Origin of the sequence: Mycobacterium hubeiense, assembly GCF_002838065.1 — a bacterium.
GTDB classification, from domain to species: domain Bacteria; phylum Actinomycetota; class Actinomycetes; order Mycobacteriales; family Mycobacteriaceae; genus Mycobacterium; species Mycobacterium hubeiense.
In genome coordinates, this window is the sequence record NZ_PIZU01000002.1 from 191,730 (window position 1) to 209,984 (window position 18,255).

Genomic DNA, 18,255 nt, shown 5'->3' on the forward strand with positions numbered 1-18,255 from the left:
GCTAGGGCAGTTCGACTTTGGCTGCGCGCCAACGACCGTCGACGTTTTCCATGGTCATCTTGATCCGGCTCCGGTCGATGCGCGGGTCAGGCACATTGGTGTTGGACACGGATTGGTCGACGAACAGCAGCACGACGACCTTGTCCTTAGTCGCGGATTGGACCGCCGACTCCACCACCACGCCATGTGCCGACGCCTTGTTGTCGATCAGCAGTTGCCGCAACTGCACACTGGACTGCGAGTACATGTCCTTGAACTCACCGGTGGCGCCGTCGAGCACCTGCGCGAAGTTCTCGTCGACCTTGTTGGAGTCGATGCTGGTCAGCACCTGCGCATAGTCGACGGCTGTTTGCCGGGCCTGTTCACCGGCACGGGATACTTGGTGTTGCTGCCACTGTTGCCAGCCGAGAAATCCCGAAGCACCCAGTGCGGCAATGAATATCGCCACCACGGCGCCGACCCGGAATCGACGCGGCCATTGGCGGTCGCGGCTTTCGCTTTCGTCGGGCTCCGAGGCGTCGGGTTCAGTCTGCTTGACGTCGTCGAGGTCAACGTCGTCGGTGTCGGGCTTCTTTTCGATGGTCACGGACATCGTCATCTCCTGGCTTTCGGTTCAGCGTGGCGGCTCGAGCGGCAGCGGCGGGCCGCCGTACAGGGTGGGAATCGTGAACCGCCCCTTCGGGGTTGGATCGGTGGTCCTGCCCAGGTCGGCGCCGGGAGGCGGTCCCGCGGTGTCGTCGTCAGCCGGCCGCGGCGCGTTCTTCGCGCCGCGCACCAGCACTCCGGGGTGATCGTCGCGGCAGTAGGTGTACATGTACGGCTCGGGATAGTCGGCCGACGACGGTGGACGCCGCGGCGTGCCGTAATCACAGGCGTAGCGCGGGTAGATGTCGCCTGTTGCCCATATTCCGTTGTGGTGCATGATGCTTCCGATAGCGTCGAGCACCGAGGTGCGGTGCTTCGGGAACAACGCGTTTAGCGCCGGCACCCGCAGGTAGAGCAGCCGCGAGGTGGTGGTCAGATTGCCCAGTAGCTGCACCATGGTGTCGGAGTTGTCGAGGAAAAGGTTGTCGACGTGCTTGAGCGCACCCGGTGCGTTATCGGTGAGTCGGCGGTAGCCGTCGCGCATCGTGGTGATACCGGCGAAGGTCTTGCTGAGGTCATCGGCGGCCACGTCGATGCCGGCGTTCTTGTCGGCGGCCAACTGCAGCACCACCCGACTGGTGCGCAGCACGCTGGCCGTTTCCGGAAGCACCGAATCGAGCGTCGACAACAAGAACGTGCCGCCGTCGATGATGTCGGCAAGCTTCTGCGGTCCCGCGTCGCTCAGGCTCATCTCCTTTCGGATGAGCTCGAGTTTGGCCGTATCGACCTGGGCCAGCGCTCCGTCTGCGTCGGCGAGCAGCTCGGCCAGGCTCACCGGCACCGTCGCCCGGCCCTGGGCGATTACGCTGCCGTCGCGAAGAAACGGTCCCTCATTCGACTGCGCCACGAAGTCGATGTACTGCTCACCGGCCGGTGACAGGCCCGACACTCGCACGTCACTCGAATCCGGGATCTGCACCGTCGATTTGACGTTGACGATGGCATTGACGCCCGACGGCGTGATGTCGAGTCTTTCCACCCGCCCGATCGGCACACCGCGCAAGGTGACGTCCTGATTGGGGAGCAGGCCGGCGGACTCCGGAAGCTCGATGGTGAGCCGGTAGGTCGACGCGAACGGGTTGGCCCGCAGTGCACCGATGAGAAGATAAGCGGCGCCGACGATCAACGTCAGCACCAGAGCGGCCGCCGACAGCCAGGCCCGGCGCCGGTGGCCTACCTGGACGATGCTGACGACGCGGTTGGCGGCTGTCCGGATCATCGGGGCGCCTCCGCCGGCGGTGGCGGTGGCGCGACGGTCACCACTTGGCCCGGTTCGGTCGGGCTCGGCACAACCGGAACCTGCGGCACACCGGGGCCTTTGCCGACGATCTTCTCTTGCAGACGCCACAGCGTGTATTTGATCGAGCCGACGAGCTGATGCCAGTTGTGCCGCTTGGGACCGTGGAAGCCGGGGTCGCCGGCGAAGCCGATATCCGGGATATGGCCCAGCACCAACCGGTCGACACTGGCGTTTACCGCAATTGCGTTGCTGGTACTCGATTTGACCAGCGGCGGCATCAGCCGGTTCAGCGAGAACAAGGTCGCGTCGGGAGTGAGTGCCACGTCATTCCACGCCCTGGCGATCTCGTTGGTGTCAACGATGACGCTGTGTCCGCTGGTGTCCCGACCACCGATGGACGGGAACTTCTCCAACTTCTCGGAGACGTCGCCGACCTGCACGACGAGATCGGCGATCTGGGTGGTGTGCGCAGCCAACGTGTCGGTGGCCGGCCGGGCTTGAGCCATCACCTCGCTGATGGTTTGGTTCTTGGCCTCGATCGCGTCAACGAGCCGTGCCGTCTCGGTCATCGCGGTCGAAATCTGTTCAGAGCGTGCGTTAAGGGTGCCGAGCGTGTGGTTGGTCTTGCGGATCAGATTGCCGAACGCGTGGCCCTGGTCGCCGGTGGCCTTGCCGAGGCCGTTGATGATGTTGGTGAAGTTGCGTACCGCACCCCCGTTGACCAGGATCGCCGCCGAGCTGAGCACCGACTCGACAGTCGCGGCAGCCCTGGTCGATTCGATGCCGATGGTGTCGCCGTCCTTCAGCAGCGGCGCGCCCGGTTCGGGCGGGTACGGCGGTTTGATGGCCACGAACACGTCGCCAAGCGGTGTCGCGGAACGCAATTCGGCGGTGCTGCCCTGCGGCAGCTGCACGCCGTCCATGATGCGCAACGCGGTCACCGCGGTGTAGTTGCGCGCCACCATGGACTCGAGCTGGCCGACATCGGCACCCGCGAGTTTGACCTTGGCGTTGGCCGGCAGGTTGAGCGCATTTGAGAACACCGCCGTCAAAAGGTAGCCGCCGGAGCCGACATCGGGCGCGGGCAGAGGCAGGCTGGCCAAACCCTCGGTGGCGCAGCCGGAAACGGTCAAGCAGGCAGTCATCGCCACGGCGAGGGCCCGGAGTCGTCGTCGCATCGGGAAGGCCGGCATCACTTCTGCCCCATGGCGGCCATCCCGTCGAGCATGTACGTCAGCCCGAAGTCGGGACCAAAGTCCCGCAACGTGCCGGTGCTGCAACCGAGTTGGCGCAGGCCCATCATGTTGCACATCTCTTTGATCGTCTGGGTCTCGAAGAGCACCCGGTCGGTGAGCACCTTCACCCGCACCGCGCCGTTCTTCTGGTCGATGGCGTTGTAGAGGTTATCCAGGGTCATCGGGGCGAGGTCGAGAAACTCCTTGAGATCACGCTCGTGATCGACCGACGTCTTCAACACGGTGTCGCCGTTGGCGACGATGTGCTTGATGGTGTCCCGATGGGTCTCGAGCACCTCACCCGTCTGCCTGATCACTTCTTCGAGCTTCTTCCCGGTGGTACCGCTGCCGAAGTTCTCATCGGCCAGGATCTGGCTGAGTTGTCGCACAGTCGAGCCGAATTCGCGCAGCTTCGCGTCGTTGGTGGCGGCGGCTTCGAGCAGTGAGCTGAGGTTGCGGATGATGGTGGTCAGCTGATCACGGGTTACTGCGCCGCCGTCGGCGCTGAGCCGCAACGCATTCGACAGCTCGCCCAACGCATCCTTCATCTGCTGGCCGTTCCCGTCGGCGATCTCGGCGCTGGCGTTGACGAGGTCGGCGATCGGCCCGTTGCCGTGACCGTCGCCGCGCAGTGAGGTCGACAGTTTGTCCAGAACGTCGAGCACTCGGGCGAACTCGACCGGTGTCTTGGTGCGGGTGAGTCCGATGGTGTCGTTGTTCTCGAGCGTGGGGCCGCCCCGGTAGGGCGGTGTCAGCTCGATCTGGCGGTCGGTGAGAATCGAATTCGAGATCGTCACCGCCTGGGCGTCAGCGGGAACCTTGACGTCCTTGTCGACGGTGAAGTCGACTTCGACGTATTTGCCCTTCGGCGTGATCTTGGTGACCTGGCCCACCGGCATTCCCAGCACCGCGACCTTGTTGCCCTCGTAAAGGCCTGCAGCGCTGTCGAACTGGGCCGTCACGGTGATCGTGTCAAGCTGGTCCGTGACGTACCTCAACGCCATGGCGGTCAGCACGCCCGACAGCAGCACGGCCACGGCGGCCATAGCGATCACGCGCGTTCTGGTGATTCTCATTCGCAATCCTCGAAGTAGGGAATCATGCCGAACTGTTCGGCCCGCCCGCTGATTGCGCACATCCAGGAGTCGACCAGCAGGCCGTTGGGAGCGTTGAAATCGACCGCATTGCCGGTGCCAGTGGCGTTGGCCAAGCCGCGCAACGCAATCGGGCCCGATTGCAGTATGTTGCGCAGCAGATCGTCGTGCTGGCCCAGCATGTCGGAGAGCGTCCGCAGGTTGCCCAACAGCTCTTCGAGCTCAGCCCGGTCGTCGATGACGAAACCGCTCAACGTCTGGACCAGATTGGTGAGCGCACTCATCATCGCCCGGAAACTGGCGTGTCGCGAGACGAATTCACCCACCAGCGAGTTGCCCTGATCGATCAGGTTGCCGATGGTCGACTGCTGGCGTCGCAGGGTGTTGCTGACCAGCGCAGTGGTCTCGAGCAGTTCTCCTAGCTGATCACGCCGATCGGCGATGATGCTCGACAGCACATGGGTGTTCTCCAGCGCCTGCGGGATCACCGGGGGCAGCGTTTCCATCTGCTTGCCGAGAATCGCAAGCGTCTCGGCGAACTGATCGGAGTCGACCTGCTCGTAGGTGGTGGTGACGTCGGCCAACGCCTCCTGCAGGTCGTAGGGGACGTCGGTGTGGTCGAGGCTGAAGGTGTTGTCCGGCAATGCTCCTGGGCCTTCAGGGGTCAGCGCCAGATAGCGCGACCCGAGGATGGTGGTGACCTTGATGGTGGCCCTGGAATGTTCGCCGAGCACCACGTCGTTGCGGACTTTGAGGTCGGCTTCCACGTGGTCGCCGGCGAGGCGCATGCCGGTGACTTCACCCACCGGGATGCCCGCCACGGTGATCGGGTTGCCGGCCTCCAGCGCAGCAGCTTGCAAGAAGTGTGCTTTGTAGTGGCGGTAGCCCACGTCGGCCATCTTGACAATCAGCATCGCCGCGACGAGAACGGTCACCGCCGCGACGGCCATGATTCCGAGCCAGAATCTGCTGTAGCTTTCCAGCGGACGGCGGCTGCGGCGCCGCTTCGACGATTGCTCAACCATGGTCCGTATTCCTGCATTTGGGCGAGTACGCAGTGCCCTCTCCGGGCGACGCGGCGTCGACGATGATCGGTATCACATCGTTGAGTCCCGGGAAGAAGCCCTGGATGTTCAGGTCGCACGCATAGGCGTTGACGTACGCGCCTTCGTTGGTGATACGCGCAAATCCCTTGAGTAGCAATGGCAAATTGGCACCGGTGAAGGCCAGCTGCGGTTCGATGCCCACCATGTGCGCGGCGAAACCGGGCTCGCGCCGGATGAGTTCCTCGAGCGACGGGTACACCTCGTCGCTGATGGTGGACAGTTGGCGCACCACGCGCGCAATCGATCCCGTCGACGAGACCAGTTCGTCGCGGCGCGCGTCGAACGTCGACACCACCTCACGAGCCTGACCGATGACGTGATCGAGATCGTCGTTGTGCCTGGCGAGGTTGGCGACCACCACATTGAGATCGGTGATGACTTCCCCCAGTTCCTCGTCCTGCCCGGCGAATGAGTCGGTGAGCTGCGAGGTTTGGTCGACGAGGGTGGTGATCGACGCCTCGTCACCTTGCAGCGACTGGATCACGCCCTTGGTGAGATTGTCGGCATCGCGGGGGTTGAGCACGCTGAACAGCGGTTCATATCCGTTGAGCAGCGCGCCCACATCGAACGACGGGTCGGTTTGCTCGACCGGGATGACGCTGCCGGGCGGGAGTGGGCCGGGGTCGCCGAGTTTGCCGATCGACAATCCCAGATAACGCTGACCGACGATGTTCTGGTACGTGACCGAAGCAACCGTGGTGCCCAACACCTGCTGATCGCTTTGTACCGCGAACGAGACCTTGGCGTATTTGCCTTGTAGGTCGATTCTTTCGACTCGGCCGACGCGCACCCCGGCCATGCGGACGTCGTCACCTTCCCGCAGCCCGAAGACGTCGCTGAACATGGCTGCGTACGGCACCGTCTTGCCCGCCACGTCACGGCGCAGCGTGACATACACCAAATATGTCAGCGTCAAGGCTATGACCATGAAGATGGACAGCCCGATCAGCGCACCGCGAACTCTCATTTCGGCGCCCCTTCCGAATGTTGTTCTGCCAGCGACACTGTCATCCCGCGGGCAACCGGACCGAGCAGCAGTTGGGTGGCGATGGTGGCCGGCCGTCCGGTGATCACGCCGAGCGCGGCACGTTCATGACGACTGCCGACGGGGCCCACGTTGCCGCCGAACGATGCCGGTGTGGCCTCGGCGGGCAACGGCGGAGCCTCCGGCGCCGCCTGCGGAGGGGACGCGGGCGGTGGCGCCGGAGGCGGAACCCCGGGCCGTGGCGCCACCGGGGCGGGAGGCGATAGCGGCACGGGGGGCGGAGGGGTGGGCACCAACGCCGGGTTGGCGGTGCCCGGAACCGGCGGTGAAGGCAACATCCCCGGCGGCAGAGGCGGATTCGGGTCGGCCAGGCTGGGATTCGGGTTGATCAGCGGTGGGCCGACCGCGACGAGATTCCCGTTCTCACCGACCACCGTGCCTGGTGGTGGCGCGAGGTCCTTGGGCGGCTGATAGTTCTGCGGCAGCAGCACATCGGGCAGCTCCGGCCGCGTCGGCACCAACGGCGCGGTGTAGCAACTGGGTCCCTTGAGCTCTCCGTATTGCGGGCAGTCGGCGCGCGTGTAGGTGTAGCTGGGAGTGAACGACAAGTTCACCCGCATGTTGCCGATGCCGCGGTCATGCATCCACACCTCGGTGAAGAACTTCTCCGCAAGCTGATTCAGTTTGACGAAGGCCGGCACGAAGTGGTGCGCGGTATCCGCCGTGATCGCCAGCGCCGGGGTGAGTTCGCCGGTGATGGTGACCAGCCGATCGATGTGGTTGTTCAGCGCGGTGTGCGTGGTGCCCATGGTGTGCATGCCACCGTTGACCAGCGCGTCGAGCTGGGCGCGCTGTTCGACCAGAGTTTGCATGGGCTGGACTGCTTGATGGAGCGCGTCGAGCAATTCCGGTGCGGTCGCCTGCAATCCGCGGGTGGCGTCGATGAGCGCCGAGACCGTCGTCGGCCCCGGCTCGGTGGCCACGATGGCGTCGGTTTCGTCGATCAGCCGGTTCAGCTGTGCCCCGGCCTTCAGTAGTTCGGTCCGGCGATTCTCGGTGGCGGCGTTGACGGCGGCCAGGATGCCTATCGTCTTGTCTTCGCGCCCGCGCCCGGTTGCGGCGAGGATGTCGCGCAGCTTGCTGATCGTCGTTTGGAACAACACCGTCGGCAGCTCGGTGTCCTCGGGTATGTGGGCGCCGGCGCGGATCGCCGGCCCGGGTCCGCGGTCGACGAGTTGAACCGAGGACACCGCGAACACGTTGCTCGGCACGACGCGGGCTTTGACCGTGCCCGGGATCGCCTGGGCGTATACGGGTTTGAGATTGATGTGTACGTAGTTGGGCTTACCGTGCGCTGCGGGAACGACGCTTTCTACCGCTCCGACCAGGACGCCGTGGTACTTCACGTCGGATCGTTGGGGCAGTCCGTCGCCTACGTTGACCAGATCGGCGATGACCCGGATGTAGGGCTCGAGCCGGCCTGTCGCCTTGACCAACAGCGTCGTCGTAATGAGCGCTGCCACAAGCACAACCACGATCCCGAAGGCGAGCAGTTGACGATCGGACGGCCCGCGCCCATCCAGCTCAATGGAATTCGCCACTTAGCCACCGAACCTTGCGCCGGCGTCGACAGTCCACAGTGCCATGGTGAGCAGCATGTTGACCATGATCACGACGGTGATGGCGGCCCGCATGGCATGTCCGGCAGCGACTCCGACGCCTTCGGGTCCACCGCTTGCGTAGAAGCCGTAGTAGCACTGCACCGTCGAGGCGATCCACACGAAGATGATGGTCTTGATTAACGAATAGACGATGTCCTGGCCGGTCAGCATCAGCGTGAAGTAGTGCAGATACGATCCGGTCGAACCGCCGCTGATGATCCGAACCACAAGCTGGGTGGTCAGATAACTCACGGCCAGGCAGGCGACGTAGAGCGGGATGGCGGCGACGACCGAGGCCAGCAGTCGCGTCGTCACCAGATACGGGATCGGGCGAATGGCCTGGGCATCTAGGGCGTCGATCTCCTCGGCGATGCGCATGGACCCCAGCTGCGCGGTGAACCGGCAGCCCGCCTGGGTGGCGAACGCGAGTGACGCCGCGATCGGCGCCAGCTCGCGGGTGTTCACCAGCGACGAGATGACGCCGGTCGCAGGCCCCAGACCGAGCAGGTCGAGAAAGTTGTACCCCTCGATGCCGACGAGGGCGCCGACGGTGACGCCGAGAACTATTGCGACACCCGCAGTTCCGCCGCCAACCACCAGGGATCCGTTGCCCCACGCGATATCGGACAGAAGCCGAACGAACTCGGAACGGTAGTGGCGCAACGCAACTGGGACCGCCACCAAAGCTCGGACGAAGAAGGCCAGCATGTGGCCCAGCCGTACCAGCGGTGCGGACGTCCGTTTGTACAGTCGCAGCCACGGAGAAGGGCCGGTCGGTACGTCGAAACCGTCACGTCACAGCCCCACCCGCGGAAACAACATGATGTAGAGCTGGCTGATGGCGACGTTGACAACCATCAGCACCAGAATCGATTCGACAACGGCGGCGTTCACCGAGTTCGCGACGCCGGTCGGTCCGCCCTTGGTGGAAAGCCCCTTCTGACAGGACACCACAGCGACGATGGCACCGAAGATGACCGCCTTGATGAGCGCGACGATCATGTCGCCGGTGGTCGCGAACGAGGCGAAAGTGGCGACAAAGCTGCCGGGTGCGCCGTTTTGGAAGTACACGTTGAACAGGTAGCTCGCGAAGAATCCGACAAAGCACACGACTCCTGTGAGCGCGACGCCGACCATGATCGCGGCGGCGAAGCGCGGGACCACCAGCCGCCGGATCGCCGAGACTCCCATGACCTCCATCGCGTCGATCTCTTCGCGCATGGTGCGCGAACCCAGGTCGGCCGTGATGGCCGATCCAACCGCTGCGGCCATGAGCACCGCGGCGGTCAACGAAGCAGCCTGACGGATCACGGCGAGTCCGCTCGCCGCGCCGGCAAGGGATGTGGCGCCGACCTGTCCGGCCAGCAAGGCGAACTGAATAGACAGCGTGACACCAATCGGCAGTGCCACCAAAACTGTTGGCAGCACGGCGGTTCCGGTCATGAACGCGCCCTGCCGAATGAACTCCCGCCACTGGAAGCGGCCGGTGAACAGATCGATGAACAGGTACTGAACCGTTCGCACCGCCAGGACGAACTGGTCTCCGACAGTGTTGACCGACGCCACCGGGTGCCGCCGGACATAGCCGGTGGTCCAGTCCTGCATGACATCAAGACCGTCGGGCAGGCTGTCGCGTTCTGCGCGCGCAGGTGGCGCGGTCATCGCGTTGAACCCGCTGCGACACGGCGGCGATGCAGTTGGCTACGCGGAGTCAACGCCCCTCCCCCGATGAACGAACCGGCCTCACCTTCGGTCGGCGACTGACGAGTCAGTCACGATCAGTCACCGTATGGCTGGCCACCTGTCGCGTCAAGACTTGGCCGAATATTCATTTACTTATTGCGGTCACAATGGCCGGTCCTCGTCCGGCTCAGCTCAGTTTGTCGGGTCCCCTGGCAGGGGAAGCCACCCAGCTTCCAGCACGACGACGCGAGGTGGATCGTGGACTATATTTGCTGCTCACACCGATATTCTCGACCGGTTCCCGGCAGCGTGGATCGGCGTCCGGCTGGCTGTGCCAGCCGCCATGCCGTCGACGCCGCACGCCACCGGCGTCACCGGCCAAGGATATGTCTGTATCTGTTTAGTCGTTAACTTTTCTGGATTCACCGCAGTACGCCCCTATCGTGAGCGCATGACCCCCGGCCGCGATCCCGGTAGCGGCGAGCAGCGCGACGGCGTCGCCCTGACCAACCTCGACCAACCGCTGAGCCCTGACGCGGGCGCCACGAAGCGCGACCTCGTCGACTACCTGGACGCCGTCGCCGACCTGATGTTGCCCGGGCTGGCCGGCCGGCCGCTGACGGTGCTGCGGGTGCTGCGCGGCCAGGAACCGTTCATGCAGAAGAACGCGCCCAAGTACACCCCGGACTGGGTGCGAACCGTGGCGATCTGGGCCGAGTCATCCCGGCGCGAAATTCATTACCCGGTCTGCGACGACCGCCGCACGCTGATGTGGCTGGCCAACCAGCGCGCCGTCGAGTACCACCCGACACTGGGTTTGGCGGACAACATTTACCGGCCCACCCATCTGGTGCTCGACCTCGACCCACCCAGCGGCGCGGATTTCGCCGCCGTGGCCGCCGTTGCTCAGTTGGTCCGCCGGGCGCTGTCGGATTGTGGGTTGGCAGGAGCCGTCAAGACTAGCGGCGCGAAGGGAATTCACGTCTTCGTCCCGATCGACGATGCCGCCCCGGTCGACGACGTCGCCGGCGCCACCCGGGCGCTGGCCGCGCGGGCCGCAGCGCTCGATCCCGATATTGCGACGACGGCTTTCATCGTCGAGGACCGTGGCGGAAAGGTATTCATCGACTCCACTCGCGCCGGAGGCGCGACGGTTGTCGCCGCATACAGCCCGCGGCTGCGGCCGGGAACGCCGGTGTCGTTTCCGCTGGACTGGTCCGACCTCGATCGCGTCGCGCCGGGTGACTTCACCGTGCATACGGCGATCGGTGCACTCGCCGGACGCGACCCGTGGGCTGCGTCGATGCCCAAGCCGCAACGGCTTCCGGGCGACCTGATCGAACAGGGACGAACCATCCCGGTCGCGCGCGTCGCCGCGATGCACGAGGGCAAGCGCCGTGCCCGCGCACGTCGTGCAAAAGAGGGCTAGTGGGTGAGTCCTGTCTTTGCCGCTGCTTCGACGGCGTCGGTGATGCGCCCGACGATCGGACTGTCCAGCTTCCAGCACTGCCAGAACAGCGGAACGTCCAGATGCGCCTTGCTGATTCGCACGAAGGTACCGGCGGCGAGCTCGGCGGACGCCAGAGTGCCCGGGTACATGCCCCAGCCCAGGCCGGCGTGGACGGCGGCACCGAAGCCTTCGGCCGTCGGCACGAAATGCACGTGCCGGGCGATGTCCCGACGAAACACTTTGCGCACCAACATGTCCTGCAGGGCATCGTCACGGTTCCAGGCGAGTGACGGCGCTTCGACCGCGGCATGGGCGGTGAAGCCGTCGGGCAGATAGCGCTTCGCGTACGCCGGACTCGCCACCGGCAGGTAGCGCATCACACCTAAAGCGTGGACCCGGCAGCCCGCCACCGGGGTGCGTTCAGTGGTCACCGCGCCCATCACCACGCCTTCGCGCAACAGTCGCGCCGAATGGTCCTGATCCTCGATGCGGATATCGAAGAGCACCCCGTCGAGGGTCTGGAACACGCCGGTGAACCACGTGGCCATCGAATCGGCGTTGACGGCCAAAGCGATTCGCGGTGACGATGACTCCCCGCCGCCCATCTCTGCCAACGCTTCGGATTCGAGTAGCGCCGTTTGCGCGGCAAGCCGTAGCAGGGGGACTCCGGCTGGCGTTGCGGTACAGGGCTTTTCGCGTACCACCAGAACCTGACCGACGCGTTGCTCGAGCGCCTTGATGCGCTGGCTGATCGCGCTCGGGGTGACATGCAGCTGCTCGGCCGCGGCGTCGAAGGTGCCGAGCTCGATCACCGCCGCGAAGGCGGCGAGCTGACCGCCGTCAAGCCTCGTCATGAACCAATGCTAATCGGAATTAGAAATCCTTAGCTTGACTGCAGCAGGTTGGTGTCACAGCGACGCCTGGCGACACGCGCGTGTGACCTTACTGTTACCTTATTTTTGCCTTACTTTTCTTAACCTTGGTGTACGGTTGGTCCATCGGTGGGCGCCGCGGCCCACACGCGTTGGCAGTGACAGAAGGAATCCGAAATGCAGCCACACGGACGGATCGCCCTGGTGACCGGTGCATCGCGGGGAATCGGCGCCGAAGTCGCGCGGCAACTCGCACACCCGGACACCCATGTCCTCACCTCCGACGAAGCGGCCGCTGCCGCGACAATCGATGACATCGCTCATCGATTCGGCCGCCTGGACATCCTGGTGCTCAACGCATCCGGCGGAGACCGTGATGCGCAACGGCGGATCGCCCAATTGGCCCTGCCGCTGATGCCGGCCGGCGGACACATTGTGTTCGTCACCAGCCACCAAGCCCATTTCTACCCGCACAAGGCGGTCCCGAAGGGATACGCCACGGTGGCTGCGAGCATGCGCGCCGGCGAAACTGCGCTTCATGCGATGCGCGCTGAATTCGACCGCAAGGGAATCCATTTCACCGTGGTGTCCGGCGAAATGATCGACGGCACCACCATCGTCGACCTGCTCAAGCGACGCAACCCCCTCGCCGCCGCGCCCCGCGGCGGGCACGTCGAGCTGCCCTCGATCAACGACTTCGCGGTGGCGATCGCGAACGTGGCAACGTCCCCCAACCCCACCGGGATCGTGTTCGTCGGCGGGCCCGACCACCTCACCCGGATGTCCGCCTAACGAAGCCGCGAGCGCTTAACTGCGGCCGTCGACGAGCCAGAACACCGCCCTCTCGATCGACGGCAGCACGTCGGTGACGTCGATCGCGTCGATGGCGAGCTGGCCGAGCACACCGTAGACGAGGCTGGTGAGAATCCCCTCGAGGTCGCGGGCGAACTCCGGGTCGGCATGGGCGAGGACCTCCCGTGCCGTCGGCACGACCGCGTCAAAGCCGAGCTGGGTCAAGCGATCACCGCCGGGTCCGGACAGTGCGCGGAAGTATGACTTGAGCAGTTGCGGATGGGATTCCCACGGCTGGAACACCGTTCGGAAGATGCGCATCAGCCCGTCGTAGAGCGTCGTGTCGGCCGATGTGGTCGACGATGCGAGCTCGGCGTAGCGGTTGGCCGTCACCCACCACTCGAGCGCGGCGACGATGAGCTCGTCTCGCGTGCGATAGCGCTTGTAGATCGTGGCCAGTGACATGCGGGCGCGACGCGCGACCTCACGCAGCTGGACCGCCTCGTAGCCCTCGGTGTCGAGCAGGTCCACGACGATGCCGATCAGCGGGTCGGGTGCGGCTTCCTCCAGCCGAGCCCGTGCCGGTGCCTTCTGCATCACGTCTTCCACCACGGTAACGATGTTACTCCGCTCGATGTCGGACGGGAGAATCGATCGCTTGATTAATTCGCGTGGTTGGTGTGATAGTTCGTCGTGTCAAGCAATACCGCCCGGGAAAGAAGGCTCGACGCGATGGCCAGTGCGCTCGAGCCCGGGGGCCGATGAGTAAGGGGCCGGCGACCCGTCAGACGCCCTTCGGTTTCCAAGACCCGCGCGAAATCGGCGCTGCCGTCCTGTATTTCGCCTCCGCCGCTGCGCGCCCTGTCACCAATCAGGTGCTGGCCGTCGACGGCGGCTTCTCGATCAGCTAGTCAGCTTGCGGTAATCGAACATCGCGCCGCGGACAAGCGCCTTCAATGCCCGCAGCGTCGAGTGGTATTCGCTGGCCGAGGCCATCGTGGTGAATTCGTTCATACCGCGGATCAGCGTCAGCACCGCGTTGGATGCACTGTGTACGTCCACGTCCGGGCCGAGCGCGCCGTCGCGCTTACCCTGCCGCATCACCCCGGCGATCAGCGCGCGCAGGTCAGCGAAGCCGGTCTCGGCGCTGTCGCCGAGATGCAACTCGCGTGCGTTCTCAGCGCGGATCGCGCGCTCGAAGGCGGCGGCGTAGGGGTAGTCGCGATTGATGCGTTCGCATTCGTCGAGGATCGCCGTGAGCTTGTCGAGTACTCCGTCGCCAGCGTCGACGGCATCGGTCAACCGCGGCAGCACCATTGCGGACATCTCGGCGACGGCTGCCTTGATCAGCTCGGCCTTGTTCGGAAAGTAGTGGTACAGGGTGGCGCTGGTCACCTGCGCCATCCGGGCGATCTCGCGGATGGTCGCCTGTGAGTAGCCGACGTCCGCGACGCAGCGGCAGGTGGCGTCGATGATGCGTCGGCGCGTCTCCTCGCCACTGGCGCCGACGGGGCGACCCGGCGACGTCGCACGGTTGACAGAACCAATCATGTGATCGATTCTGCACGGTGTGACGCTGCAAATCGACCTGACGGGCCGTCGCGCCCTCATCACCGGCGCCGGCCAGGGCGTCGGTCGCGGATTGGCGCAAGCCTTCGCCAGTGCGGGAGCCGAGGTTCTTGTCAACGACCTGTTCGACGGGCGCGCCGAGGTCGTCGTCGAGGAGCTGCACGCCGCGGGCGGACAGGCCCGCGCAGCGGTGTTTGATGTGACCGACTTCGATGCAGTCACGAAAGCCATTGCGGCCCATAGCGATATCGATATCCTCGTGAACAACGCAGGCAACGCAGGCGCAGAGGGATTCGCCGGCCGCGGACCGTTCGCCGAATCGACACCCGCCGACTGGGAGCCGTACCTGCGCGTGAATCTGTACGGCGCCATGCACTGCACGCGCGCGGTGCTGCCCACGATGATCGAGCAGAAGTGGGGGCGGATCATCACCATCGTCTCCGACGCCGGCCGCGCAGGTGAGGCGAATGGGGCCGCATACGCGGCATCGAAGGCCGGTGCCGCCGGGTTGACCCGCTCCATCGCCCTCGAGAACGGCCGATACGGCATCACCGCGAACAACATTTCGCTCGGCACGATGCGCACACCACTCACCGAGCCGCTGTGGGCCGAGCATGGGGATTCGCCGCAGGCCAAGGCGATTCTGCAGAACTACGCGATCCGTCGGCCCGGCAGCCCTGACGACCCGGCTCACCTGGCGGTGCTGCTCGCCAGCAATCACGGGTCATGGATCACCGGCCAGACCATTCCGGTGAACGGCGGGTACTCCTTCGCGCTCTGACGGCCCAGCCGCTGCTTGTTCCGCACCTATAGTAACCGTGTTACTGTCGAACGGTAACGCCGTTACTTCAAGCCGTCGGAGGGGCGCGCATAGTGACCATGGATAGAACCGAGCGCCGCGATCGCGGACTGCGCACCTTCGCCGAGGTGATGACGGTCGCGCCGCCTTCCGATACCAGCCCGGCCATCGCCGACGGCCTGATCGACGTCGTCTTCGCCGAAGTGTGGAGCCGGCCGGGGCTGAGCCGCCGCGACCGTCGCTTCGTCACTCTGGCCTGCGTGGCGGCCGCCGACGCCGACGCTCCTCTGGAACAGCACGTCTATGCCGCACTCAAGAGCGGCGACATCTCGATCACCGAAATGCGGGAAGCTGTCTTGCATTTCGCGGTCTATGCCGGTTGGCCGAAGGCGTCGCGGTTCAACATCGTCGTCGACCTGCAGTGGCAGCGCATCCACGACGAGCGCGGCGAAACGCCTCCCCCACCGGAACCGCTTCTGCCCCTGCCCACCGCGAGCGATCCCGAGAAACGTCTGCAAGGCGGTGAGCGGACGTTCGTCGACGTCAACTGCATCCCGCTGCCCCCGCCGCGCGACAACCCTTATCAGGGAGCGGGGATTCTCAACTTCGTGTTCGGAGAGATGTGGCAGCGGCCGGGGCTGGGCATGAAGGAACGCCGCCTCATCACGGTCGCGTGCGTGGCGTTCCAGGATGCCGACATCCCGATCCTGTCGCACGTGTACGGGGCGCTGAAGAGCGGCGACATCTCTTTCGACGAAATGGACGAAGTCGCGCTGCAATTCGCCGCGTACTACGGCTGGGCGAAGGGCTTCCGCCTCAACCAGGTCATCGGGGAACAGAAACAACGCGTACTTGCCGAGGCGCAGAACGCATCATGATGTAGTTCTGTTTTTGAAGTTTCTACTTCAGGAATTGACATAGTCGGCCGGATCCACTGGGCGGGATCGGAAACCTCCGGTATCTGCATGGGTTCGATGGACGGCGCCCTGCGAGCCGGCATCCGGGCCGCTGCCGAAACGCTCCAACACCTGCGGACGACGGTCGACGTATGAGGCGGCACACTGCATAAGCATTCCTAATGCAGATTCAGAATATTTAGCTGTACTGATCTATGCCCCGCGCCTAGCTTCGACGCTATGAGTTCGCCGCTGGTGATTGGCTTCCTGGCCACCTTCGCGCTGATCGCCGCGATCGGCGCCCAGAACGCGTTCGTCCTGCGCCAGGGCATCCGCGGCGAGCACGTCATCCCTGTGATCGCGCTCTGCACCGTTTCCGACCTGATCCTCATCGCCGCGGGCATCGCCGGATTCGGCGCGCTGATCACCGCTCATCCTGGCGCGGTCAACGTCGCCAAGTTCGGCGGCGCTCTCTTTCTCGTAGGCTATGGCCTACTCGCCGCCCGCCGCGCGGCCCGGCCGTCCGCGTTGACCGCGTCGGAGAAGGGCCCCGCCCGCCTCGTCGACGTGCTCCTCACCTGTGCCGCGCTGACGTGGCTCAACCCGCATGTCTACCTCGACACCGTGGTGCTGCTCGGCGCGCTGGCCAATGAGCACCGCGACGAACGCTGGCTGTTCGGCGTCGGCGCCGTCACCGCCAGCGCGGTCTGGTTCACCGGCCTCGGCCTGGGCGCTCGACGCCTGGCGGGATTGTTCGCCACTCCGTTGACGTGGCGCATCCTCGACGGCCTCATCGCCGTCACCATGATCGCACTCGGCCTCTGGATGGCGGTCGCCTGACGCGGTTGCAGTTAGGGGGTTTGCGGAACCCCGCATCGGTTCCGGAAATCGACCGAGGGTTGCCGGAGGCGCTGAAGCTCTTCCCGCACTTGCGGATTGGCCTCTAGGTAGCTATCCACCTTTTCTCGGATTTGATCCTTGGGTTGGCCTTTCAGGCTCGTAAAGAAGTCGTTCACGTCGGGATGGGTGGATAGGTAGTTCGAGGTGTCGAACGAGACACCCGACATGACACGTGCGAGCTCAGCCGCCGTGCATGGCGGCGGAACTGGAGGCGGCTGGGCCGCGGCGGTAGTGGTACCAAATAGCAGTGCGGCGGCCAATGCGCCGACGCTGATCGCTCCCTTTGCCGCGGAGCGTGCGGATGGCAACATGATGGCTCCTTCACCTGGTTGACTAACCAATTCTTCAGCGTGGCCCGATGCCACCGCCTCCACCCGGACGGTCTGGACGGCCGGGATCCCAACCGATGTCGAGATCCCATTCGGTGCCGCAATACCAGTCGTACTCGCACGGGTAGGGGACGACCGGAGTCGCGGCCCTTGGCACCCCGTCCGCACCGCGGACCTCGCCTTGGGCACACACGGTGGCTCCTGCGGCGTAGTTGCAGTCCGCCGAAACCGTTGGTGCAGTGATGATTCCGAACGACAAGGCGGTCGTTGCCAATCCGAGTAACAGGTAGCGCTGCCTTGAACGCATGGCTACCCCTATCTGCCGATGGGACAGTATGAGCGCAGCATATGCCTACTCCCGGGGTAATTGTCTATTTCGTCAAAACGATCTTGTGCCGGCGGTAACGTCCATTGGGTTCGACAAAGGAGGCCGCATGGCCACGATCGACCACGACTGGACAACCGGCAGCGAAGGCGATCCCCAAAGAGGGGTACTTCGAGCTCGAGCGGGGTCGATACGGCCCCATCTTTCCCCGAACGCCGGCCTGTTACGGCTTCTCGATAATCGCGAAGGTCAAGGAGGGTCGAGAGGACGCAGTCCGCGCGTATGGCAAGCAGATCGAGGAGGCGGTCGCGGCCAGTCCCGATGTGCTCGCGCCGCTTCGCCTGCACTACCTCCGATGGGTACTCTTTGATGTCGGGTCGGGTCTGCATTTCCAGTATCAGGGCATTTTCGACACCGACTTCGACAAGTACACCGAGGATGCGGTCCAACTGTTCAGCCAGACCGGCATCACCACGGTGTTCACGAATCTCGAAGGTTTCCCCGAGGACTGGAAAGAGAACCCCGAGGCGTTCATCAAGTTTGTTCGCGAGCACCAGTACCCCAGCTTCCTGGAGTACGGCGAATACCCCTACGTGACCGCCGACGAGATCAAAAAGGCGCTTCGCCTGAAGGCCGCCTTCTCGGACATGCTCGACCAGATGCAATAGATGGTC

The 18,255-nt window shown here is 64.7% G+C and carries 22 protein-coding genes; 8 read left to right on the forward strand and 14 right to left on the reverse strand.

Annotated features, from left to right (window positions below):
- Position 1 precedes the first annotated feature (1 nt).
- The 9 genes from CWS39_RS02560 to CWS39_RS02600 are packed head-to-tail and all read right to left on the reverse strand — an operon-like array spanning position 2 to position 9,628.
- A complete protein-coding gene (locus tag CWS39_RS02560; RefSeq protein WP_102141338.1) occupies positions 2-598 on the reverse strand; it encodes a tetratricopeptide repeat protein in 597 nt (198 codons plus the stop codon).
- Positions 599-613: 15 nt separating this feature from the next.
- Positions 614-1,864, reverse strand: coding sequence for an MlaD family protein (locus tag CWS39_RS02565; protein WP_102141339.1), 1,251 nt, complete (start codon positions 1,862-1,864; stop codon positions 614-616).
- The gene (locus CWS39_RS02570; protein WP_102141340.1) at positions 1,861-3,078 is read right to left on the reverse strand and encodes an MCE family protein; all 1,218 of its coding nucleotides are present in this window, start codon (positions 3,076-3,078) and stop codon (positions 1,861-1,863) included. Before CWS39_RS02570 ends, CWS39_RS02565 begins: the two co-directional genes overlap by 4 nt.
- Positions 3,078-4,196: an MCE family protein gene (locus CWS39_RS02575; RefSeq protein WP_102141341.1), complete on the reverse strand. Its 1,119-nt coding sequence runs from the start codon at positions 4,194-4,196 to the stop codon at positions 3,078-3,080. Before CWS39_RS02575 ends, CWS39_RS02570 begins: the two co-directional genes overlap by 1 nt.
- Entirely contained in the window at positions 4,193-5,239 is a 1,047-nt protein-coding gene (locus tag CWS39_RS02580) for an MCE family protein (RefSeq protein ID WP_102141342.1), read from the reverse strand. Before CWS39_RS02580 ends, CWS39_RS02575 begins: the two co-directional genes overlap by 4 nt.
- Positions 5,232-6,287 (reverse strand): MCE family protein, encoded by a 1,056-nt coding sequence (locus CWS39_RS02585; RefSeq protein ID WP_102141343.1) that lies wholly within the window; start codon positions 6,285-6,287, stop codon positions 5,232-5,234. Before CWS39_RS02585 ends, CWS39_RS02580 begins: the two co-directional genes overlap by 8 nt.
- Complete coding sequence (locus CWS39_RS30135) at positions 6,284-7,906, reverse strand: MlaD family protein (protein ID WP_102141344.1); 1,623 nt, start codon at positions 7,904-7,906, stop codon at positions 6,284-6,286. Before CWS39_RS30135 ends, CWS39_RS02585 begins: the two co-directional genes overlap by 4 nt.
- Entirely contained in the window at positions 7,907-8,722 is an 816-nt protein-coding gene (locus CWS39_RS02595) for an MlaE family ABC transporter permease (protein ID WP_102141345.1), read from the reverse strand.
- Between the two features lie 39 nt (positions 8,723-8,761).
- A complete protein-coding gene (locus CWS39_RS02600; protein WP_102141346.1) occupies positions 8,762-9,628 on the reverse strand; it encodes an MlaE family ABC transporter permease in 867 nt (288 codons plus the stop codon).
- 472 nt (positions 9,629-10,100) lie between these two features.
- On the opposite strand from CWS39_RS02600, the gene ligD reads away from it, so the two are divergent.
- On the forward strand, positions 10,101-11,078 hold the full coding sequence (gene ligD, locus CWS39_RS02605; protein ID WP_102141347.1) for a non-homologous end-joining DNA ligase: 978 nt from the start codon (positions 10,101-10,103) through the stop codon (positions 11,076-11,078).
- Here ligD and CWS39_RS02610 read toward each other — a convergent pair.
- Positions 11,075-11,953, reverse strand: a complete 879-nt coding sequence (locus CWS39_RS02610) for a LysR family transcriptional regulator ArgP (RefSeq protein WP_102141348.1) — start codon at positions 11,951-11,953, stop codon at positions 11,075-11,077. The genes ligD and CWS39_RS02610 overlap by 4 nt on opposite strands.
- Before the next feature lie 195 nt (positions 11,954-12,148).
- On the opposite strand from CWS39_RS02610, the gene CWS39_RS02615 reads away from it, so the two are divergent.
- Positions 12,149-12,763: an SDR family oxidoreductase gene (locus CWS39_RS02615; protein ID WP_102141349.1), complete on the forward strand. Its 615-nt coding sequence runs from the start codon at positions 12,149-12,151 to the stop codon at positions 12,761-12,763.
- A gap of 15 nt (positions 12,764-12,778) precedes the next feature.
- Here CWS39_RS02615 and CWS39_RS02620 read toward each other — a convergent pair whose 3' ends face one another.
- Entirely contained in the window at positions 12,779-13,360 is a 582-nt protein-coding gene (locus tag CWS39_RS02620; protein ID WP_102141465.1) for a TetR/AcrR family transcriptional regulator, read from the reverse strand.
- Between the two features lie 164 nt (positions 13,361-13,524).
- On the opposite strand from CWS39_RS02620, the gene CWS39_RS02625 reads away from it, so the two are divergent.
- On the forward strand, positions 13,525-13,674 hold the full coding sequence (locus tag CWS39_RS02625) for an SDR family oxidoreductase (RefSeq protein WP_199177926.1): 150 nt from the start codon (positions 13,525-13,527) through the stop codon (positions 13,672-13,674).
- Here the strand turns inward: CWS39_RS02625 and CWS39_RS02630 are convergent.
- Complete coding sequence (locus tag CWS39_RS02630) at positions 13,667-14,314, reverse strand: TetR/AcrR family transcriptional regulator (RefSeq protein WP_102141350.1); 648 nt, start codon at positions 14,312-14,314, stop codon at positions 13,667-13,669. The two genes, CWS39_RS02625 and CWS39_RS02630, sit on opposite strands and share 8 nt — an antisense overlap.
- 19 nt (positions 14,315-14,333) lie before the next feature.
- Here CWS39_RS02630 and CWS39_RS02635 point away from each other — a divergent pair, with 19 nt between their 5' ends.
- From CWS39_RS02635 to lysE, 4 genes are all read left to right on the forward strand, one after another.
- Positions 14,334-15,113: an SDR family NAD(P)-dependent oxidoreductase gene (locus CWS39_RS02635; protein WP_102141351.1), complete on the forward strand. Its 780-nt coding sequence runs from the start codon at positions 14,334-14,336 to the stop codon at positions 15,111-15,113.
- A gap of 98 nt (positions 15,114-15,211) precedes the next feature.
- Entirely contained in the window at positions 15,212-16,009 is a 798-nt protein-coding gene (locus tag CWS39_RS02640) for a carboxymuconolactone decarboxylase family protein (protein ID WP_102141352.1), read from the forward strand.
- 51 nt (positions 16,010-16,060) lie between these two features.
- Positions 16,061-16,183 (forward strand): hypothetical protein, encoded by a 123-nt coding sequence (locus CWS39_RS30210; protein WP_348535332.1) that lies wholly within the window; start codon positions 16,061-16,063, stop codon positions 16,181-16,183.
- A gap of 84 nt (positions 16,184-16,267) precedes the next feature.
- Positions 16,268-16,867 carry an L-lysine exporter gene (lysE, locus tag CWS39_RS02645; RefSeq protein ID WP_102141353.1) on the forward strand — a complete coding sequence of 200 codons (600 nt, stop codon included), beginning with the start codon at positions 16,268-16,270 and terminating at the stop codon, positions 16,865-16,867.
- A gap of 11 nt (positions 16,868-16,878) precedes the next feature.
- On the opposite strand, the gene CWS39_RS02650 is transcribed toward lysE, so the two are convergent.
- Positions 16,879-17,238, reverse strand: coding sequence for a heme-binding protein (locus CWS39_RS02650; RefSeq protein ID WP_102141354.1), 360 nt, complete (start codon positions 17,236-17,238; stop codon positions 16,879-16,881).
- A 34-nt stretch (positions 17,239-17,272) separates the two neighbouring features.
- A complete protein-coding gene (locus CWS39_RS02655) occupies positions 17,273-17,563 on the reverse strand; it encodes a hypothetical protein (RefSeq protein WP_102141355.1) in 291 nt (96 codons plus the stop codon).
- A gap of 104 nt (positions 17,564-17,667) precedes the next feature.
- Here CWS39_RS02655 and CWS39_RS02660 point away from each other — a divergent pair, with 104 nt between their 5' ends.
- Complete coding sequence (locus tag CWS39_RS02660) at positions 17,668-18,249, forward strand: hypothetical protein (protein ID WP_199177927.1); 582 nt, start codon at positions 17,668-17,670, stop codon at positions 18,247-18,249.
- The last annotated feature ends 6 nt before the right edge of the window (positions 18,250-18,255 follow it).

Bases quoted from the DNA above. Each gene is read 5' to 3' on its own strand.
- CWS39_RS02560 (WP_102141338.1), bottom strand. From the start codon at position 598: ATGACGATGTCCGTGACCATCGAAAAGAAGCCCGACACCGACGACGTT.
- CWS39_RS02565 (WP_102141339.1), bottom strand. From the start codon at position 1,864: ATGATCCGGACAGCCGCCAACCGCGTCGTCAGCATCGTCCAGGTAGGC.
- CWS39_RS02570 (WP_102141340.1), bottom strand. From the start codon at position 3,078: ATGCCGGCCTTCCCGATGCGACGACGACTCCGGGCCCTCGCCGTGGCG.
- CWS39_RS02575 (WP_102141341.1), bottom strand. From the start codon at position 4,196: ATGAGAATCACCAGAACGCGCGTGATCGCTATGGCCGCCGTGGCCGTG.
- CWS39_RS02580 (WP_102141342.1), bottom strand. From the start codon at position 5,239: ATGGTTGAGCAATCGTCGAAGCGGCGCCGCAGCCGCCGTCCGCTGGAA.
- CWS39_RS02585 (WP_102141343.1), bottom strand. From the start codon at position 6,287: ATGAGAGTTCGCGGTGCGCTGATCGGGCTGTCCATCTTCATGGTCATA.
- CWS39_RS02600 (WP_102141346.1), bottom strand. From the start codon at position 9,628: ATGACCGCGCCACCTGCGCGCGCAGAACGCGACAGCCTGCCCGACGGT.
- ligD (WP_102141347.1), top strand. From the start codon at position 10,101: ATGACCCCCGGCCGCGATCCCGGTAGCGGCGAGCAGCGCGACGGCGTC.
- CWS39_RS02610 (WP_102141348.1), bottom strand. From the start codon at position 11,953: ATGACGAGGCTTGACGGCGGTCAGCTCGCCGCCTTCGCGGCGGTGATC.
- CWS39_RS02615 (WP_102141349.1), top strand. From the start codon at position 12,149: ATGCAGCCACACGGACGGATCGCCCTGGTGACCGGTGCATCGCGGGGA.
- CWS39_RS02620 (WP_102141465.1), bottom strand. From the start codon at position 13,360: ATGCAGAAGGCACCGGCACGGGCTCGGCTGGAGGAAGCCGCACCCGAC.
- CWS39_RS02625 (WP_199177926.1), top strand. From the start codon at position 13,525: ATGAGTAAGGGGCCGGCGACCCGTCAGACGCCCTTCGGTTTCCAAGAC.
- CWS39_RS02630 (WP_102141350.1), bottom strand. From the start codon at position 14,314: ATGATTGGTTCTGTCAACCGTGCGACGTCGCCGGGTCGCCCCGTCGGC.
- CWS39_RS02640 (WP_102141352.1), top strand. From the start codon at position 15,212: ATGGATAGAACCGAGCGCCGCGATCGCGGACTGCGCACCTTCGCCGAG.
- lysE (WP_102141353.1), top strand. From the start codon at position 16,268: ATGAGTTCGCCGCTGGTGATTGGCTTCCTGGCCACCTTCGCGCTGATC.
- CWS39_RS02650 (WP_102141354.1), bottom strand. From the start codon at position 17,238: ATGTTGCCATCCGCACGCTCCGCGGCAAAGGGAGCGATCAGCGTCGGC.
- CWS39_RS02655 (WP_102141355.1), bottom strand. From the start codon at position 17,563: ATGCGTTCAAGGCAGCGCTACCTGTTACTCGGATTGGCAACGACCGCC.